This window comes from Prevotella mikamonis, assembly GCF_055381405.1.
In genome coordinates, this window is the sequence record NZ_AP035785.1 from 2,920,568 (window position 1) to 2,937,888 (window position 17,321).

Below are 17,321 nucleotides of genomic sequence, written 5' to 3' on the forward strand. Positions count from 1 at the left end.
ACCTTATTTTTTATTTAAATATATCGCTATATTTGCAGTGTAATATTTTAACCTTTTAATAAAGAACCTTTTAATCTTCTGAGTTTTAATTATGCAACATCATCTTAACAATCAAGAAATTCCAAAGACATGCACAGCATTGTTGCTTGGATTGTTTATGTTTGGTACTCCGATGAGTCTGGCAGCCGCTTCTGGTAGTGTGCAGTCGATTCAGCAGGATTCTAAACTGCAAATCAAAGGAGTCGTCTTAGACGAAACGGGAGAACCGGTTATTGGTGCTAGTGTTGTGGTGAAGGGTTCGTCTACCGGAGGTGTTACCGACCTCAATGGTCGTTTCTCCGTGTCAGCACGCTCTAATGCCGTACTCACTGTATCTTACATTGGATACAAGACTATGGAAATACCTGTAGCCGGAAAGTCTGATTTCCGTGTCGTCCTACAGCCCGAAGCATCCAGTTTGGACGAAGTGGTGGTAACTGCTTTGGGTATCAAGCGTGAGAAGAAAGCCTTGGGTTATGCCATGCAGGAGGTGAAAACCGACGGACTGACCGAAAACAAGTCGTTCAGCGTAGCTAATATGTTGCAAGGCAAGGTTGCCGGTGTGCAGATTTCGCAGTCGGGTACAGGTCTTGGCGGTTCCACCCGTATCGTGATGCGCGGTCTGAATTCGCTCTCCGGCAACAATCAACCTCTTTGGGTTGTCGACGGTTTCCCCATCAACGACAATACCGTTAGCCAGGCCGACCAGTGGGGAGGTTCTGATTATGCGGGCGCAGCTTCAGAAATCAATCCCGAAGATATTGAGAGCATCTCTGTGCTGAAGGGTGCTAATGCCGCTGCCCTCTACGGTTCGCGTGCGCAGAATGGTGCTATCGTCATCACTACCAAGAAAGGCAAGTACGGCCAACCGTTGCGCGTGGAGTATAATGGTACGCTCGATATCACCAATGTGTATTCGCCTTACGACTATCAGAATGTGTATGGACAGGGCAAGGGTGGAGCTTACGATATGAAGTCTCAGATGAGTTGGGGTGCCAAGATGACCGGACAGACGGTCGATAACTGGCGCAACGTCTTGTACGGCGATACCAGCTATCAGCCTTATGCGCTCACTCCGCAAAAGGATTATATCAAGGATTTCTACCGCACAGGAACTTCTTACACCAACACTGTGACGGCTTCGGCCGGTGGCGAATATGCTACGGCGCGTCTGTCTTTCACCGATACACGGGCCAACTCCGTTGTTCCGAACTATAATCAGAATCGTCAGTATTTCGATTTGAACGCAGAGTTGAAGAGCAAAGTCCTGACGCTGGGTGCAAAGATGAGCTACATGAACGAGCACACCAACAACCGTCCGGGACAGGGCGAATATGGTCTGATGGTCCAGCTGGTGAAGATGCCTAGGGGCATTCGGCTGGTAGACTTGCAGAATCCACGTGGTGTAGGTGCCTATATGAATAACGTCGTCAACTGGTCAGGACCTAGCGATAACTATGCCAACCCTTATGGACTGACCATGAGCGAGAATGGCAACAAGTCGGAGCGCAACCGCTTTATCGGTCAGCTCTCGGCTACAGCTCGCTTTACCGACTACCTACGTCTGACCGGACGTGTGGGTGTAGACTGGTACAACGACAACATACGTAACTACTCTATCCTTACCGACCCCACTTCCTCGGCTTCGCAGTATGCCAAGAGCGTGCTGACCAACAAGGAGTTCAATGCCGACTTGATTTTGTACTTCGACAAGACATTTGGCGACTTCTCTGTCAATGCCAACCTCGGTACGTCGATGACCAACATGCGCTATGAGGGCCTGGCCGGCTCGTCGGGCCGTTTTGCCGTGCCAGGATTAGCCACCTTGTCAAACGGTCTGACACAGACCGTGTCAGAGACTTTCTCCAAGAAGGAAATCCAGTCTATGTTCTTCTCTGCCTCCTTCGGCTACAAGAGCATGGCCTATCTCGACATTACAGGGCGTAACGACTGGTCGTCTACGCTCCCTGCCAGCAATCGTTCTTACTTCTATCCCTCTGTCAGCCTGAGCGGTATTCTCTCCGAAATGTTCAAGTTGCCCGATTGGGTGACTTACTGGAAGGTGCGTGGTTCATTGGCCAAGGTGGGTAACGACACCGACCCTTACAAGCTGGCTTCGCTCTATTATCTGTTTACTACCGGCGACAACGTGAACCCAAGCATCATCAAGTCGTACATGGGAGCAACGAAAGCCTTGGCCGACCTGAAGCCTGAGTCTACCTTGTCGGGCGAAGTGGGTACGGAGATTCGCCTGTTCGACAATCGTCTGAGCTTAGACTTCACCTATTATAATACGAAGACTACGAATCAGATTCTGAGTGTTACGATGCCTAGTTCTTCGGGCTTCACCGCCAAGAGCATCAATGCCGGTAAGATTACGAGCCACGGTTTCGAGTTGATGCTGAACGGTACGCCTGTCAAGACGAAGGATTGGCAGTGGGATCTCGGTTTCAACTGGGGATTGAGTCGCACGCTCTGCAAGGAACTGGATAGTGAAATATCCCGCTTCACGATGGGAGCTACCCGTACCGGGTCTGTCGTTGTGGACGAGGGTGGCAAGTTTGGCGATATCGTAGGCAAGGCTTTCAAGCGCGATGCCAGCGGCAACATCGTCGTAGACGGCAATGGCTTGCCACAGAGTGTGTCCGATCAGGTCATCGGTAACATGATGCCTAACTGGACGGGGTCTGTTTCTTCGTCGCTCCGTTACAAAGACTTCACCTTCTCGGCCTTGGTAGATGTGCGCCAAGGTGGTAAGTTTATCTCGAACACCGATAACTATGCTTGCCAGCAAGGTACTTCTGCCAAGACGCTGAAGGGACGTGAGGCCGGCGACGAAATCATAGTCGAAGGCGTCACCGAAGACGGCAAGGCTAACACCAAGAAGGTGAGTGCCGAAACCTACTGGTCGGCCATTGCAGGCCCGGAAGGCATTGCCGAAGCCTTTACCTATAAGGGTACTTATGTCAAGATGCGCGAAATGTCGCTGGGTTACATCCTGCCACAGGCTTGGTTCCGTAATACGCCGATTCGTTATGTGAAGGTGGCACTCGTAGGTCGCGACTTGTTCTACTTCTACAAGGCTGCCCCTGTGAATCCAGAGGGTGCATTCTCTCGCTCAGACTATGCACAGGCCTTCGAACTGGCAGCCATGCCTCCTACCCGCAGCATCGGTTTTTCGCTCAATGTTAAATTCTAATACAGGTAAATCATGAAACGTTCAATTATCAAGTATATTGGTGTTTTAGGCCTTGCTACGGCTGCCATGACAGGCTGTACCGACAAGTTCGACTCTATCAATACCGACCCGACGGCCATCACCGAATGTGTTCCGGGCTATATCTTGCCTTACATGCAGCAGCAGGGCACTCGCGTAATGTCGTGGGAATATCAGGTTGGCGACAACCTCCATACCAATCTTTATGCCCAGTACTTCGCCAATGGAGCAGCCTACTTCAATTCCGACAGTTACACCTATAAGAGTGCCTGGGTGACCGACGGTTTCTGGACTACTTATTATGTGGGTGTGCTCAAGCAAGCAAGACAGGTGGCAGAGCATGTGAAGACACATCCGGAGTTTGGCAATATCTATCAGATTATGCGTATCTTCACTGCCCGATGCACGGCACAGACCACTGACATCTTCGGCGACATACCTTATACCGAGGGAGCTACGGGCATCAGCAATGCCAAGTACGACAGCCAGAAAGATATTTATGCCGACATCTTCAAGGAGTTGAGCGAGGCTTCGGCTGCCCTCACGGCCCATCTGAATGATGCCTCGATGGCCAAGCTCAGCGACAATCAAGACCTTATCTACAATGGTGACCTCTCCAAATGGGTGAAACTGGCCAATTCGCTGCGCCTGCGCTATGCACTGCGTCTCAGCTACGTAGATGCTGCTACGGCCAAGCGTGAGGGTGAAGCGGCCCTGAAGGCTGCCGGCGGTCTGTTGTCTTCCAATGCCGATAATGCCGGAGTCTACATCACCGGTACAGGTACGAACGGATGGCCCTTGTTCCAGATTTCGGGCTGGGGCGAATTCTGCATGAGCAAGACGATGGAAGATATGCTGAAGAACACCAGTACGGTGCTCGACCCGCGCACGGCGCTGTGGTTCGGACACACCCAGAAGTCGACTAAGGACAATCCTGAATTCAAGGGCATTCCCAATGGTCTGTCGACCGAGGGATTGGGCAAGTATGCTGCCGACGAACGCTCGTTTGTGTGGGGTGCGCAGGCTATGCCTAACTGGAATTCGAATGATGACAGCAAATCTTCCTATGTGTTGGGCAAACGCCAGAAAGTGATGGATTTCTCCGAAGTATGTTTCCTGAAAGCCGAGGCAGCACTGAAGGGCTGGAGCGGTGCAGGGGCTGCCAAGGACGACTATCTGGCAGGTATTCAGGCATCGTTCGATGCCGAGAGAGCCGGGGTAGACGCTGCCTTGTACACGGCCGACAAGGATGAGACCTATAAGACGACGGGTAGTGTGGCCTGGGATTCACAGTCTTCTACAGAGGGACATCTGAAGCAGATTATCACGCAGAAATGGCTGGCGCTGTATCCCGATGGTGTTGAGGCTTGGTCGGAGTTCCGCCGCACGGGCTATCCGGTCTTGATGCCGGTTGCCACAACCTTGGAGACGACCCTGCCCAAGGGTACTTTCGTGAAGAAGCTACGCTATGTGGACGACGAGCTGCGCGAGAATCCGAATGCCAAGAATGCTGCACTGAATGGGGGTAAGGGCGACGGTATGAACGTCAGGGTATGGTGGGACACCGGTCGTTATAAATAATTGAAATTGCTGCAAAGGCTTCGCAGCGTCGCTGCGGAGTCTATTCAGCAATGCTGCCACGGCTTAACAGTAATGTTGCAAAGCCGTGGCAGTTTTTTATTCTGAATCTTCTCTTGCAGCAAGGTAGGTGGCGACGGATTGTCTTTCGGTGATGATGGGCGGTGGTGAGCGGTCTGTAGACAGTTCGGCCGGTGTATTGACGTGTTGTATCAATACACCGGCCGATATGCAGGGTAGCCTTATTGTAGGTGTCGGCTTACTGCTGGTCGATGACAAATTTGCGGGCAAGCATACATGCACCGATGACGCCGGCACGCTCCTTCAGCTTGGACTGTACGATGTGGGTGTCTTTGTTGACCAGGTTGAGTGAGTATTTGAGTACGCTGGTCTCGATGGAGTGCATCAGGAAATTGCCGGTCTGCGACAGGATACCGCCGATAACTACCAGGTCGGGGTTGAAGATATTGATGATACCGGCCAATGCCTTGCCCAGGTTGAGGCCTATCTGTTCCAATACTTCCAGGCACAATGGGTCTTCACGGTTGGTGGCATTGATGAGGTCTTCTACCGTGAAGTCGGTCTGTCCGTCTTGTGAGAGGATGGATGTTTCGCCTGCTTCGATGTGTTCTTTCACCTTGCGGTAGAATGCACGGCCCGAAGTCTCAGTCTCCAGGCAACCCTTCTTGCCACAGTGGCAGATGATTTCGTTGTCGAAATAGGGCATGTGGCCGATTTCTCCGGCATAGCCCGACTTGCCTGTATAGAGATGGCCGTCGAGGATGATGCCCATGCCGAGCCCCCAGCTCATGTTGATGAAGATGATGTCTTTCTCGCCCTTCACGCATCCCTGCATGTATTCGCCGTAGGCCATGGCCCGTGTATCGTTGTCGATGTTGGTGTGTATGCCTATCTTGTTGGTCAGTATGGCTGTGAGCGGTTCTTCGGATACGTTGTAATAGCTGTAGCTATAGCCTGTTCCGGAGTTCACGCGACCAGGGATATTGAGGTTGACATTGAGAATCTTCTTGCGCGGAATGTCGAGCGAGTTGATAAACTTGTTGATGTGGTGGCACAGTTCATCGAGCGACTCCATGGTGTTGGCATAGCAGAAGGGGATGTCCATGAGCAGATTGACAAGCTCGCCACGGAAGTTCATCTGACCCATGTGGATGCAGTCCTGACCCATATCTACGCCGATGAAGTGGCCTGAATCGGGGTTCAGGCCGTACAGGATGGGCTTGCGTCCTTCGCTTGTTTCCTGCTTGCCGTATTCCAGTACGAATCCCTCTTCAATCATGTCGTTGATGAGTTTGGAGACGGTGGGGATACTCAGATTCAACTCTTTCGACAAATCCGTATTGGTGGAGTTGCCATTGTGGATGAAAAACTCTACAATCTTATTTTTGATAAGTGCGTTTTTTGAGTCTTTTTCGTTTTGGAAGATATTAATCATTGTATATTGTTGTTTAGTTGCCACCCCATTATCATTGATATTTGAGGAATGAGAGTCATGGCGATTTTTTGTTGTCCTTGATAATTCGGATGCCAGTCGGAACCGGTATCAAACTCGTCGCTGACGATGTTGAGCATCGGTGTGGCGAGATATACCTTGTTCATGCCGGCCACGGCAGTCTTGAGTTCACCGAAGTTGGCTTGCAGATAGACGCTTGCAGAGTGGGGGAGAATGCAGAGTACGGGTACGTTGCCGTAGTTGGCTTTGACACGTTCTATGAGTTTAACGTATGCGCCTACGTATTGCGCACTGCTCGGAATGGCAGTGGGCGAGAAGTCGTTCGTACCCAGATTGATGATGACCAGATGAGGATGGTAGGCCTTGAAGTCGTAGGCTTGGGTGCTATGGGCGTCGAACAGTTGACCGTAGCGGTCGCTCATGTTGGCTTTTGAAATCTGTACGCTGTCGCCATAGTTGCGCACCATGCCCCGGCCGGAGTGGGCCACGAGAGCATAATCGGCGTCGAAATAGCGGGCAATGATGCAGCCATAGGCCTTGTTGCAGTTCTCGGTAGAGAGCTTGAAATGCTCGGTGGCCTTCTTGCCCTCTGCCCCGTAGCCGCAGGTATAGGAGTCGCCGATGAACTCAATCATCCTGTTCTTACGGGCTACCGGACTGAGCTGCGCGTTCTTGTCGATGTAGAATCCGTGGATGGTGGTACATCCGAATTCGCCCTCGGTACACTTCTGTAGGCGCAGCGTGTGTGTACCCTTGTCCAAGTTATCGGCTAAGATTAGCTTGTGAGGCTTGCGGCCGTAGACTTTTACCTTGCGCACGGGCTGGTTATCAATGAATATGTTGTGATAACTGGTATCGGTTTCGGAGATGTCGACGGCGATGGAACTGCCCGTAAATCGCGTTTGCACGTAAGTACCCACCCAATCGTAAGATACACTTCCGTCTGCTTGCTGGGCTGTTCTGCCGGTATAGATAATATTGGAGTCGGTACCCTTGATTAGTTTCTCATTGCCGCTCTTGGCAAATATGGGCATGACACAGGCACAGCATAGTGCCAGGATGCAAGTAGCTTTTTTCATTATATTATGTTTAGATATCTTTATTGTGTATCCCTTGGCCAGTAGGAAAACATCATTGTGTTATTATTCCAATGCAAAAATAAAAAAAAATGATGATATTGACGTGTTTTAAGGCAAAAAACTATAAAATAAGAATATCGTATTTGTTTTGTCGATGCAATTTAATGAAGATGTGGGGGTAACTTGATGTGGATTCATAAATAATTTGGTTAAATAAGATAGAAAATGCTATATTCTTTTGGAATTTTTATCAAAAAAGACTAATTTTGCATCATATCGCATAAAAATAGAATTGTTAGCAAAATATATAGCTATGGACAAAAAAGAATATTTGAGTTTTTGGGCGAATTCCTATAAGAATGATTTGACGAAAATCATCATGCCATTTTGGATGGAACATGGTTGGGATCAAAAGAACGGCGGTGTCTATACGTGCGTAAACCGTGATGGCTCGCTGATGGATTCGACCAAATCTGTTTGGTTTCAGGGACGTTTTGCCTTTGTGTGTGCGTATGCGTACAACCATGTTGAGAAAAATCAGCAGTGGCTCGACGCAGCTGCCAGCACACTGGAGTTTATCGAGAAGCACTGCTTCGATGAGCAGGGGCATATGTATTTCTCTGTGACGGCAGAGGGAACGCCGCTTCGCAAGCGTCGTTACGTGTTCTCAGAGACCTTCGCTGCAATAGCTATGTCGGAATATGCTTTGGCTACGGGAGACCGGAAGTATGCAAAGAGGGCATTGGAAATCTTCTCAGATGCAGTGAGATTCCTCAATACTCCGGGTTTTCTGCCCGCTAAGTTCGAGCCGGTGGTGAACTTGCAGAGCCACTCTATCGTGATGATTCTGATTAATGTCGGGGCGTGTCTGCGCAAGGTTTGCGACGATTCGCGACTGACTCAGCAGATTGATGAGTCGATAGATAAGTTGCAGAAATATTTTATGCACCCGGAGTTCAAGGCTTTGCTGGAAAGCGTTGGTCCTAATGGTGAGTTTGTAGATACTAATGCTACGCGTGTCATCAATCCCGGTCACTGTATCGAGACCTCTTGGTTCTTGCTGGAAGAAGCACGCTATCGTGGCTGGGACAAGAAGCTCACGGATATGGCCCTTACCATCTTTAACTGGTCGTGGGACTGGGGTTGGGACAAGCAATATGGCGGAATCATCAACTTTGTGGACTGCAAAAACCTGCCACCGCAGGACTATTCGCAGGATATGAAGTTCTGGTGGCCGCAGTGTGAGACCATCATTTCGTCGCTCTATGCTTATTTGGCTACCGGTGATGATGAATATCTGTACCGCCATCGTCAGATAAGTGAGTGGACTTATGCCCACTTCCCCGACGCGGAATTTGGCGAGTGGTATGGCTATCTGCACCGCGACGGTACGGTGGCACAGCCTGCTAAGGGTAATCTTTACAAAGGTCCGTTCCACATCCCGCGTATGATGGTGAAATCGTACGAACTCTGCAATGAGATTTTGAAGACATTGTAAGTACACGATAGTACGCAGAAAATTCTTATTTTCTGACTCCACGAGGGAGCGAATGTGAGTTTTTTTTCTTATTTTTGCAAGAGATAAAATCTACAGAAATGAAAAAACTCCTTTCGCTCCCTCCTAATTTGGTAGGTTGTTTTCACGACGTTACCGGTTATTCCCGTGATGAATGGTTTTGTACGAACGACCCCGTCGGGCATAAGTTAGGCTCAGGTGGTGGGTCTACCTGGTTGTTGCAGGCTTGCCATGAAGCTCAGAATGCAGGACAGAGCATGCACGAGTGGCTCGGCAGTGAGCGCAGATTGTTGCTCCATGCCGGTGGACAAAGTCGCCGGTTGCCTTCGTATGCGCCTTCGGGTAAGATACTGACGCCCATCCCGGTATTCCGTTGGGAGCGTGGGCAGCGACTCTCCCAAGATCTCTTGTCGCTACAGATACCCCTTTATGAACGTATTATGGAGGCTGCTCCAGAGCGTCTTCATACCATGATAGTGAGTGGCGACGTGTATATCCGTGCCACGAAGCCATTGCAGGAAATCCCCGATGCCGATGTGGTGTGCTATGGCCTGTGGCTCGATTCGAGTATTGCGAAAGATCATGGTGTATTTGTGGCATCCCGACAATCGCCTGGTGTGATGAAGTGCATGCTGCAAAAGCCGTCGGTAGAGACGTTGAATGGCTTGCTGAAAGACCATTTCTATCTCACGGATATTGGTATCTGGCTCTTCAGCGACCGCGCTATCGAGTTGTTGATGAAGCGTTCGATGAAGGATGGAGAACTTATCAACTACGATATGTACAGTGATTTCGGCTGTTGTCTGGGTACGAATCCGACGATGGTCGACGAGGAAATTGCGCAGCTGAAGGTCGCAGTGTTGCCGTTGCCGGGTGGAGAATTCTATCATTTTGGTACGTCTCACGAACTCCTTTCTTCTACGTTGGCGGTGCAGAATTTGGAGAGCGACCAGCGTAAAATCATGCACCATTCGCGCAAACCGCATCCTTCGATGTTCGTACAGAACTGCCTATTACGGGTGAAACTGACGGCAGAGAACCAAAATCTGTGGATAGAGAATAGTTGTGTAGGCTCGCGTTGGACGTTGTCTCACGAACATATTATTACCGGTGTACCCGAAAACGACTTTGAATTGACCTTGAAAGCCGGACAATGTGTAGATGTTGTGCCTGTGGGAGAGGCGCAGTACGTGGTTCGCCCCTATGGCTTTCAAGACCGATTTGATGGCGCATTACAGCAGACGCCCATGTTCCCGGTGGTTGGTTCAGTAGAAGAGGTCGGTCTGATGTTGCGCTATATGCTCGGTCTGGAGACAGGGCAAGATGCTCAAAAGCTATTTGAGGGATGTCGGAAGATGAGTGCCGAGGAGATTTCTGCAGAAGCAAACCTACGCAGACTCTTCGCTCAACGTCGTTCGTTCCGTAATCAGAATTGGCCTGCATTGGCCCGTAACCACGAGCATAGCGTGTTCTACCAAGTGGATTTGGAGGATGCGGCCAGGGAATATGCGGCTGCCAACTTGCCCGAACCGGATGCTCTGACGGGACAGGAACTGCTGATGACACGCATCCACGATGCGATGTTCCGCAGTGAATTGCGCCGTCTGAAAGGCGAACAAGGAAGTGAAGAGCAAGGCGAAAAGGCTTTCTCTCTGCTTCGTCAAGGTTTGATGGAGCAGGTTTCTGCTGCCGGTCAGCGCCCACATCCCACTACTTATCAAGACCAAATTGTCTGGGCGCGTAGTCCGGTACGTATAGATATTGCCGGCGGATGGACCGATACGCCTCCATATTGTTTGATGGAAGGTGGTCGTGTTATCAATCTTGCCATCGAATTGAATGGTCAGCCGCCCCTGCAAACCTATGTGAAGCCCTGCAAGGAGCGTCATATTATCTTGAGAAGTATTGATCTCGGTGCTTCTGAAGAGATAACCACGTATGAGCAGTTGGGCGATTTCAACCATGTGGGCAGTCCGTTCTCAATTCCCAAAGCAGCTTTAGCTCTGGCTGGATTCCATCCTACTTATGGTGAAGAAAGTTTCGTTTCGCTCGAACAACAGCTCGACGCATTCGGCAGCGGTATCGAACTGACGATGCTGTCGGCCATTCCTGCGGGCAGTGGATTGGGTACTAGCAGTATTTTGGCAGCCACGGTTTTAGGAGCATTGAACGATTTTTGTGGGCTTTCATGGGATAAGAGTGAGATTGGTCGACGCACATTGGTACTCGAACAGTTGCTGACTACCGGTGGCGGATGGCAAGACCAGTTTGGCGGTTTGCTCCAAGGTGTGAAGCTATTGCAGACAGGTCGAGGGTTTGAACAGACGCCCGATGTGCGCTATCTGCCCAACGATTTGTTTGTGCAGCCTGAATATAAGGCTTGCCACCTATTATATTATACAGGTATTACGCGCACGGCAAAGACTATCTTGGGAGAGATTGTGCGTCGCATGTTCCTGAATCAACACGATGAGATAGAGTTGTTGCGTCGTATGAAGGAGCATACCAAGGAAATGTATGAGGCCTTGTTGCGGCAGGAATTCAATACGATGGGTACGCTGGTACGCCGCACTTGGCAACAGAATCAGCTGCTCGATGCCGGGACAAATCCTGCCGAAGTGGCTCAGCTCACAGCTTTGATAGACGACCTGTGTCTGGGTTATAAGTTGCCTGGTGCTGGTGGAGGCGGTTATCTTTATATGGTGGCTAGAGATCCGGAGGCTGCTGCGCGTATCAAGAAGATACTCAACGACCGTCGCTTAAATGCCAATGCCCGTTTTGTGGATATGAGTCTCAGTACGACGGGCCTGCAAGTGAGTCGCAGTTGATGCGTATGGAGCTACAGACAAAAGTCGAAATACGACGTTCGGCGTGGACGATTGAGCCACGCCATCGTCTTTTTTTCGTCGGTTCGTGCTTTGCCGAGAACATCGGCCGACGCTTTGCCGATTCTCAATTCCGCGTTGTGGTCAATCCGTTTGGGGTGATGTATAACCCTGCGAGCATCTTTCATACAGTGCAAAGGTATGAAGGTGACGTGCCCGATGTAGCTGTATTTACGCTCGGCACTAATCATGTTTATGTGTTGAAAGAGACTGGAGAGATAGTCGATAATTGTCAGAAACGTCCGCAAGTCCTTTTTGATGAGCAGGAATTGAGCGTGGAACAGTGTGCCGACTATCTGAAACAAACCATTCAAATGCTCGTAGAGCAGAATCCTGATGTGCATGTTGTTCTGACCGTCAGCCCTATTCGCTATCGCAAGTACGGCTATCATGGCAGTCAGCTTTCTAAATCCACGCTCTTATTGGCAGCCCATCAGCTGGTCCAGGCGATGCCCGAACGAGTCACTTATTTTGATGCCTATGAGTTAATGAACGATGAATTGCGCGATTACCGTTTCTATCGCGAAGACATGCTTCATCCCAGTGAACAGGCTGTATCGTATATCTGGCAGCGCTTTGGAGAGACTTTCTTCTCCAAAGCGACGATTGATTTTATCGAAGAATGGCGTCCGATAGGTCAGGCCTTGGCCCATCGTCCTTTCCATGCCGATACTTCTGAATACCAAGCATTCTTGGAAAAAGCGCAAGAACGTGCAAAAGCGTTTCGAAAGAAGTATGGATTGCAGGAAATCCTTTAGCTAAAGTAAAGTTTGTTAAGGAGTTAGTGTCATTGCGTAATTTGCGTAACGTAATTTGCACAATGACACTAAATAGCCAAAGGGTAGGGCTGATAGTCGAACAAGACTGGATGTCCGGCTGCGAGCGAGCGGCGTACATCAATGAGCCGTTGGTTGGAAGAGCCGCGGAACAGTAAACCGGTGTCGTGCAGTGATTGTACGAACGGGCCATCCACCAATACGTCTATCTGCTCCAGCAAGGCGTGTGTGCGCTCATTTTTGAGCAGCACCTCAAAGGTAAAACCTGAAAAACACCAAATCGTTTTTGTCGTTTCGCGTCGAATAGCCAATGCCAGTTCCAGAAATCCTTCGGGCTGATACATCGGGTCGCCCCCTGTGAATGTCACGTTGGCAAACGGGTCTTGCTTGATTTCCAGCATGATTTGTTCGGTCGTCATGGGTGTACCGTGCTTGATGTCCCACGATTGTGGATTGTGGCAACCGGGACAAGCGTTCGGACAACCGGCACAGTAGACGGAAGTGCGAAAGCCCGGTCCGTCTACCGTGGTGTCGTGTATGATATCTAGAATGCTTATCATCCTCTCGGCGTGTCAATGTGAGTCACGCGGTCGTTCAGCTCGGCCAGTTTCCCTTGATTCCATCTGTCGGTTGTTCCCACGAGGTAACCGGTGATGCGTTGCAGTTTGTCGATGTGGTGGCTGCCGCATTCCGGACATGCCTCCAGATTGGCTTCGGCATTCTCATGACCACATTCCATGCAACGGTTGCGATTGTGATTCACCGAGCCGTAACCCATATTCAGCCTGTCCATCATGTCTACTACGCTCATGATTACCTGTGGATTGTGTGTTGCGTCGCCATCTATCTCTACGTAGAAGATGTGTCCGCCACGCGTCAGGTCATGATATGGTGCTTCTACCTGTGCCTTGTGCAGAGCCGGGCACTTATAGTATACCGGCACATGGTTGGAGTTGGTATAGTAGTCGCGGTCGGTCACGCCCTCAATGCAGCCAAAGTCTTTGCGGTCTCTCTTGGTGAATTTGCCCGAAAGTCCCTCGGCCGGCGTTGCCAGTACGCTGTAGTTATGGCCGTAGTGCTCGGAAAAATCCTTCACGCGGTCGCGCATATAGGTGACAATTTTTACACCCAACTGCTGCGATTCCTCGTTTTCTCCATGATGATGGCCGGTCAGTGCCTTCAGACATTCGGCCAGACCGATAAATCCGATACCCAGTGTACCCTGATTGATGACACTCTCTATCGTGTCGTTGGCATTGAGATGGTCGGCCCCATTCCATAGATACCGCATGAGTAGGGGGAACTGTTTAGCATAGGCAGTCTTCTGGAATTGGAAGCGCTCGTCGAGTTGTCTTGCTGTGAGTTCGAGCATGTTGTCCAGTTTGGCAAAAAACTTGTTGATGCGTTCTTGCTTGTCTGCTATGCCCATACATTCTATGGCCAGCCTTACTATATTAATAGTGGTGAAGCTCAGGTTGCCTCGTCCCACCGAAGTCTTGTCTCCATATCTGTTTTCAAACACACGCGTGCGGCATCCCATTGTTGCAATCTCCCATTTATAACGCTCCGGGTCGTTGGCTTGCCACTTCTCATGCTGATTGAAAGTTGCATCCAGATTCAGGAAGTTGGGGAAGAACCGACGGGCCGTCACCTTGCATGCCAGTTGGTAAAGGTCGTAGTTGCGGTCTTCAGGCAGATAGTTGACGCCCCGTTTCTTCTTCCATATCTGGATAGGGAAGATGGCCGTCTCGCCATTGCCCACGCCCTGATAGGTAGAGATGAGCAGTTCGCGCATCACGCAACGGCCCTCGGCCGACGTGTCTGTACCGTAATTGATGGATGAGAATACCACCTGATTGCCACCACGGCTGTGGATGGTATTCATGTTGTGGATGAATGCTTCCATAGCCTGATGCACGCGGCCCACAGTGGAATTGATGGCATGCTGCTTCACACGTTCAGCTCCCTCCAGCCCATCGAGCGGACGATTGACAAAGTCGTCTATCTCTGCATCGTAGAGAGCCGAGAAGTCTTCGCCATATAGCTTTTCCAGATTCTTCACCTCTTGCTGGTACGACAGGCGCACATAGGGGGCCAAATAGAAATCGAAAGCAGGAATGGCCTGTCCGCCGTGCATCTCGTTCTGGCAAGTCTCCAGAGAGATACAAGCCAGTACGGCAGCCGTCTCGATGCGCTTGGCCGGTCGCGAACTGCCATGTCCGGCAGTGAATCCATGTTGCAGGATGACGTCAAGCGGATGCTGTACGCACGTCAGCGATTTGGTGGGGTAGTAGTCCTTGTCATGAATATGGATGTAGTTGTTCTGCACGGCCTCGCGTACATCTTCTGACAGCAGATAGTCGTCGACGAAAGGTTTAGTGGTCTCCGAGGCAAACTTCATCATCATTCCGGCCGGTGTATCGGCGTTCATGTTGGCATTTTCGCGCGTCACGTCGTTGCTTTTGATGTTGACGATGTCGAGGAAGATGTCGCGAGTCTTGGCCTTACGGGCAATCGAACGCTGGTTGCGGTACTGTATGTACTTCTGCGCAACGTCCTTTCGAGAACTCTTCATCAGCTCTTTCTCTACAGCGTCTTGAATGTCCTCGACGGTCATTTGCGCCTTCCCTTTGAAGTTTACATGGTCGGTGATTTTGACGATGAGCGCTTCGTCTTCTCCTTTTTCAGTGTGGAGCATGGCCTTGCGAATCGCTGCACTGATCTTCTGTTCGTTGAATCCAACGATACGGCCATCTCTCTTGACTACTGTCTGAATCATGATAGGATAAATAAGATGTATTTTATGTTCTTATATTGTTGATAGAATGCTTTTGCAAAGATAGCCTATTTATCTATACAAAAATCGTTTCTGGAAACTTTTTGCATGTTAAATTATGTCAAGTGTATGTGTATCAATGACTTGAAAAATAAAATGGAAAACTTTTGTTTGAATTTTATTTATTTTGTTTTCCAAAGAGTTGAATGTGTAAACGATTTTCTCTTATAGTGGTTGCCAGTTTTTATGAAGGTGTAGGGAAGCGTGGCAAGCCGTGTTCATAGGTTCTGATAGACAAGCGATGTAATCGTATTTGTAGCTTGTTTTGCCTACTTATATTTCGTCTACACGCCACTCATAAATTTAAAAACTCGCAAACTTTAAAAACTGCAAAGGCTCGGCAACGTTGCTGTTCGGCCTTTGCAGCAATGCTGTTTGGGCTTTGCAGCGAGACTGTTCAGGCCTTGCAGTTTACGGAGGGTGATGTGGGCAGCTTGCAGGCTGGTCTGCCTTGTCGGTTCATGCAGTCCAGACAACCCTGTATGTGGGTTTTCTGGTATTGTGCTGCGTATGAGATTTTCAGCGTTTTTGGTTGAGCCATGCCTTTCTGATGAGCAGGAATGACATCAAGAGGATGTGGAGCAGATAGGCAGAAGCCAGCAGCACGAACCATAAAAGGCTGGTGCCATAGGCACCATGTTCTATCATGCCGTAGACGAGGGCGCACGTATAGCATAGGAAGATGATGGCATGCGCAATGTAGCAATGCCTGCCAAATGCCTTTCCCGTCACTCCTATCATGACCATACAGGCCACGGCCAGCAGTAGTAATAATTCTTGGTCGCCCATCGTTCTTGTTCATTGTGTTGAGGCGAGGTAGCGGAGCTGTCGTTCGTTCTGCCTGGTCTCAATGGTATTCGTTTTCGCAAATATCGTTGATATTTTCCACATCTGCAAGAAAATCGGCGTTTTATCCGCTGTTTTTCGTATCTTTGCGCGTATGAAGGAAACGATATTGAAACGTAGGACGATTCGTCGATATAGCCCGAAAGAAGTGAGCGATGAACTGTTGGATGGTTTGTTGGAAGCAGCCGGGCGTACTCCCACGATGGGTAATCTGCAACTCTACAGTGTGCTTGTGACGCGCGACGAGCAGATGCGAGCTGCTTTGTCGCCGGCACACTTCAACCAGCCGATGGTGATGTCGGCTCCCGTGGTAGTCACTGTCTGTGCCGATTTCCGTCGGACGAGTGTCTGGGCGGGGAATCGGAAGGCTGTGCCGGGGTATGATAACTTCCTGTCGTTTATGAATGCGGCCACAGATGCCCTGCTCTACACGCAGACCTTTACTTGTCTGGCCGAAGAGGCCGGGCTGGGAACTTGCTTCCTGGGTACGACCATCTATATGCCGCAGCTCATCGTCGATACCTTGAAGCTGCCGCGACTCGTGATGCCCGTGGCTACATTGACAGTGGGATGGCCCGACGAAGAGCCTGCACTCAGCGACCGTTTGCCGCTCGAAGCATTCGTCCATCGCGAGATTTATACCGACTATACGCCACAGAGTATCGACGAATACTACACTCCCAAGGAGCAGCTGGAGGAAAATCGCCGTTTTGTGGAAATCAACCACAAGGAGACGTTAGCCCAGATTTTCACCGACATTCGTTATACCAAGAAAGATAATGAGGCTCTGTCGGAGAACTTCTTGAAGGTTTTGAAGGCGCAGGGCTTCTAATGTAGGACCGTATGGGTGGTTTTTTGTGGATTCTGAAAGTAAAAATCCTTGATTTATATCAAAAATGTATTAAAGAACGAAAAAATATCTTTGAAAATTTGGAATCTATACAGAAATGATATATCTTTGCATCGTGTTTTTCATGGTATTAGATTATTAAGGTTAATAAAAGATTGGTTGTCGTGATGATAATCAATTTTTTTTTGCCCGTTTGGGTAAATTTTTAAGTTCATGAGTTTATAA

The 17,321-nt window shown here is 49.7% G+C and carries 11 protein-coding genes; 6 read left to right on the forward strand and 5 right to left on the reverse strand.

The features are described from left to right. Positions 1-91 precede the first annotated feature (91 nt). Positions 92-3,238 carry a SusC/RagA family TonB-linked outer membrane protein gene (locus tag ACZ42L_RS12125; RefSeq protein WP_464702984.1) on the forward strand — a complete coding sequence of 1,049 codons (3,147 nt, stop codon included), beginning with the start codon at positions 92-94 and terminating at the stop codon, positions 3,236-3,238. A 12-nt stretch (positions 3,239-3,250) separates the two neighbouring features. After that, a complete protein-coding gene (locus tag ACZ42L_RS12130) occupies positions 3,251-4,837 on the forward strand; it encodes a SusD/RagB family nutrient-binding outer membrane lipoprotein (RefSeq protein ID WP_464706251.1) in 1,587 nt (528 codons plus the stop codon). Between the two features lie 256 nt (positions 4,838-5,093). Here the strand turns inward: ACZ42L_RS12130 and ACZ42L_RS12135 are convergent, their stop codons facing one another. Together ACZ42L_RS12135 and ACZ42L_RS12140 are read right to left on the reverse strand one after the other, a co-directional pair. Then, positions 5,094-6,290, reverse strand: coding sequence for an ROK family transcriptional regulator (locus ACZ42L_RS12135; protein WP_464716245.1), 1,197 nt, complete (start codon positions 6,288-6,290; stop codon positions 5,094-5,096). Further along, the gene (locus ACZ42L_RS12140) at positions 6,287-7,387 is read right to left on the reverse strand and encodes an SGNH/GDSL hydrolase family protein (RefSeq protein WP_464716246.1); all 1,101 of its coding nucleotides are present in this window, start codon (positions 7,385-7,387) and stop codon (positions 6,287-6,289) included. Before ACZ42L_RS12140 ends, ACZ42L_RS12135 begins: the two co-directional genes overlap by 4 nt. Before the next feature lie 313 nt (positions 7,388-7,700). Between ACZ42L_RS12140 and ACZ42L_RS12145 the strand changes: the two genes are divergently transcribed. From ACZ42L_RS12145 to ACZ42L_RS12155, 3 genes are all read left to right on the forward strand, one after another. Further along, positions 7,701-8,885 carry an AGE family epimerase/isomerase gene (locus ACZ42L_RS12145; RefSeq protein ID WP_464716247.1) on the forward strand — a complete coding sequence of 395 codons (1,185 nt, stop codon included), beginning with the start codon at positions 7,701-7,703 and terminating at the stop codon, positions 8,883-8,885. Between the two features lie 98 nt (positions 8,886-8,983). After that, a complete protein-coding gene (locus ACZ42L_RS12150) occupies positions 8,984-11,731 on the forward strand; it encodes a bifunctional fucokinase/fucose-1-phosphate guanylyltransferase (protein WP_464716248.1) in 2,748 nt (915 codons plus the stop codon). 5 nt (positions 11,732-11,736) lie between these two features. After that, positions 11,737-12,546 carry a GSCFA domain-containing protein gene (locus tag ACZ42L_RS12155; RefSeq protein WP_464716249.1) on the forward strand — a complete coding sequence of 270 codons (810 nt, stop codon included), beginning with the start codon at positions 11,737-11,739 and terminating at the stop codon, positions 12,544-12,546. Between the two features lie 68 nt (positions 12,547-12,614). Here ACZ42L_RS12155 and nrdG read toward each other — a convergent pair whose 3' ends face one another. From nrdG to ACZ42L_RS12170, 3 genes are all read right to left on the reverse strand, one after another. After that, on the reverse strand, positions 12,615-13,124 hold the full coding sequence (nrdG, locus tag ACZ42L_RS12160; protein WP_464699573.1) for an anaerobic ribonucleoside-triphosphate reductase activating protein: 510 nt from the start codon (positions 13,122-13,124) through the stop codon (positions 12,615-12,617). Beyond that, the gene (locus tag ACZ42L_RS12165; protein ID WP_464716250.1) at positions 13,121-15,343 is read right to left on the reverse strand and encodes an anaerobic ribonucleoside triphosphate reductase; all 2,223 of its coding nucleotides are present in this window, start codon (positions 15,341-15,343) and stop codon (positions 13,121-13,123) included. Before ACZ42L_RS12165 ends, nrdG begins: the two co-directional genes overlap by 4 nt. A gap of 576 nt (positions 15,344-15,919) precedes the next feature. Continuing rightward, the gene (locus tag ACZ42L_RS12170; RefSeq protein WP_464716251.1) at positions 15,920-16,189 is read right to left on the reverse strand and encodes a hypothetical protein; all 270 of its coding nucleotides are present in this window, start codon (positions 16,187-16,189) and stop codon (positions 15,920-15,922) included. Positions 16,190-16,340: 151 nt separating this feature from the next. On the opposite strand from ACZ42L_RS12170, the gene ACZ42L_RS12175 reads away from it, so the two are divergent. Then, complete coding sequence (locus tag ACZ42L_RS12175) at positions 16,341-17,078, forward strand: nitroreductase family protein (RefSeq protein WP_464716252.1); 738 nt, start codon at positions 16,341-16,343, stop codon at positions 17,076-17,078. The last annotated feature ends 243 nt before the right edge of the window (positions 17,079-17,321 follow it).

What these genes read in the sequence shown, in the direction of transcription:
- ACZ42L_RS12155 (WP_464716249.1), top strand. Translation starts at nt 11,737, where the DNA reads ATGGAGCTACAGACAAAAGTCGAAATACGACGTTCGGCGTGGACGATT.
- ACZ42L_RS12140 (WP_464716246.1), bottom strand. Translation starts at nt 7,387, where the DNA reads ATGAAAAAAGCTACTTGCATCCTGGCACTATGCTGTGCCTGTGTCATG.
- ACZ42L_RS12130 (WP_464706251.1), top strand. Translation starts at nt 3,251, where the DNA reads ATGAAACGTTCAATTATCAAGTATATTGGTGTTTTAGGCCTTGCTACG.
- ACZ42L_RS12135 (WP_464716245.1), bottom strand. Translation starts at nt 6,290, where the DNA reads ATGATTAATATCTTCCAAAACGAAAAAGACTCAAAAAACGCACTTATC.
- ACZ42L_RS12175 (WP_464716252.1), top strand. Translation starts at nt 16,341, where the DNA reads ATGAAGGAAACGATATTGAAACGTAGGACGATTCGTCGATATAGCCCG.
- nrdG (WP_464699573.1), bottom strand. Translation starts at nt 13,124, where the DNA reads ATGATAAGCATTCTAGATATCATACACGACACCACGGTAGACGGACCG.
- ACZ42L_RS12145 (WP_464716247.1), top strand. Translation starts at nt 7,701, where the DNA reads ATGGACAAAAAAGAATATTTGAGTTTTTGGGCGAATTCCTATAAGAAT.
- ACZ42L_RS12170 (WP_464716251.1), bottom strand. Translation starts at nt 16,189, where the DNA reads ATGGGCGACCAAGAATTATTACTACTGCTGGCCGTGGCCTGTATGGTC.
- ACZ42L_RS12150 (WP_464716248.1), top strand. Translation starts at nt 8,984, where the DNA reads ATGAAAAAACTCCTTTCGCTCCCTCCTAATTTGGTAGGTTGTTTTCAC.
- ACZ42L_RS12125 (WP_464702984.1), top strand. Translation starts at nt 92, where the DNA reads ATGCAACATCATCTTAACAATCAAGAAATTCCAAAGACATGCACAGCA.
- ACZ42L_RS12165 (WP_464716250.1), bottom strand. Translation starts at nt 15,343, where the DNA reads ATGATTCAGACAGTAGTCAAGAGAGATGGCCGTATCGTTGGATTCAAC.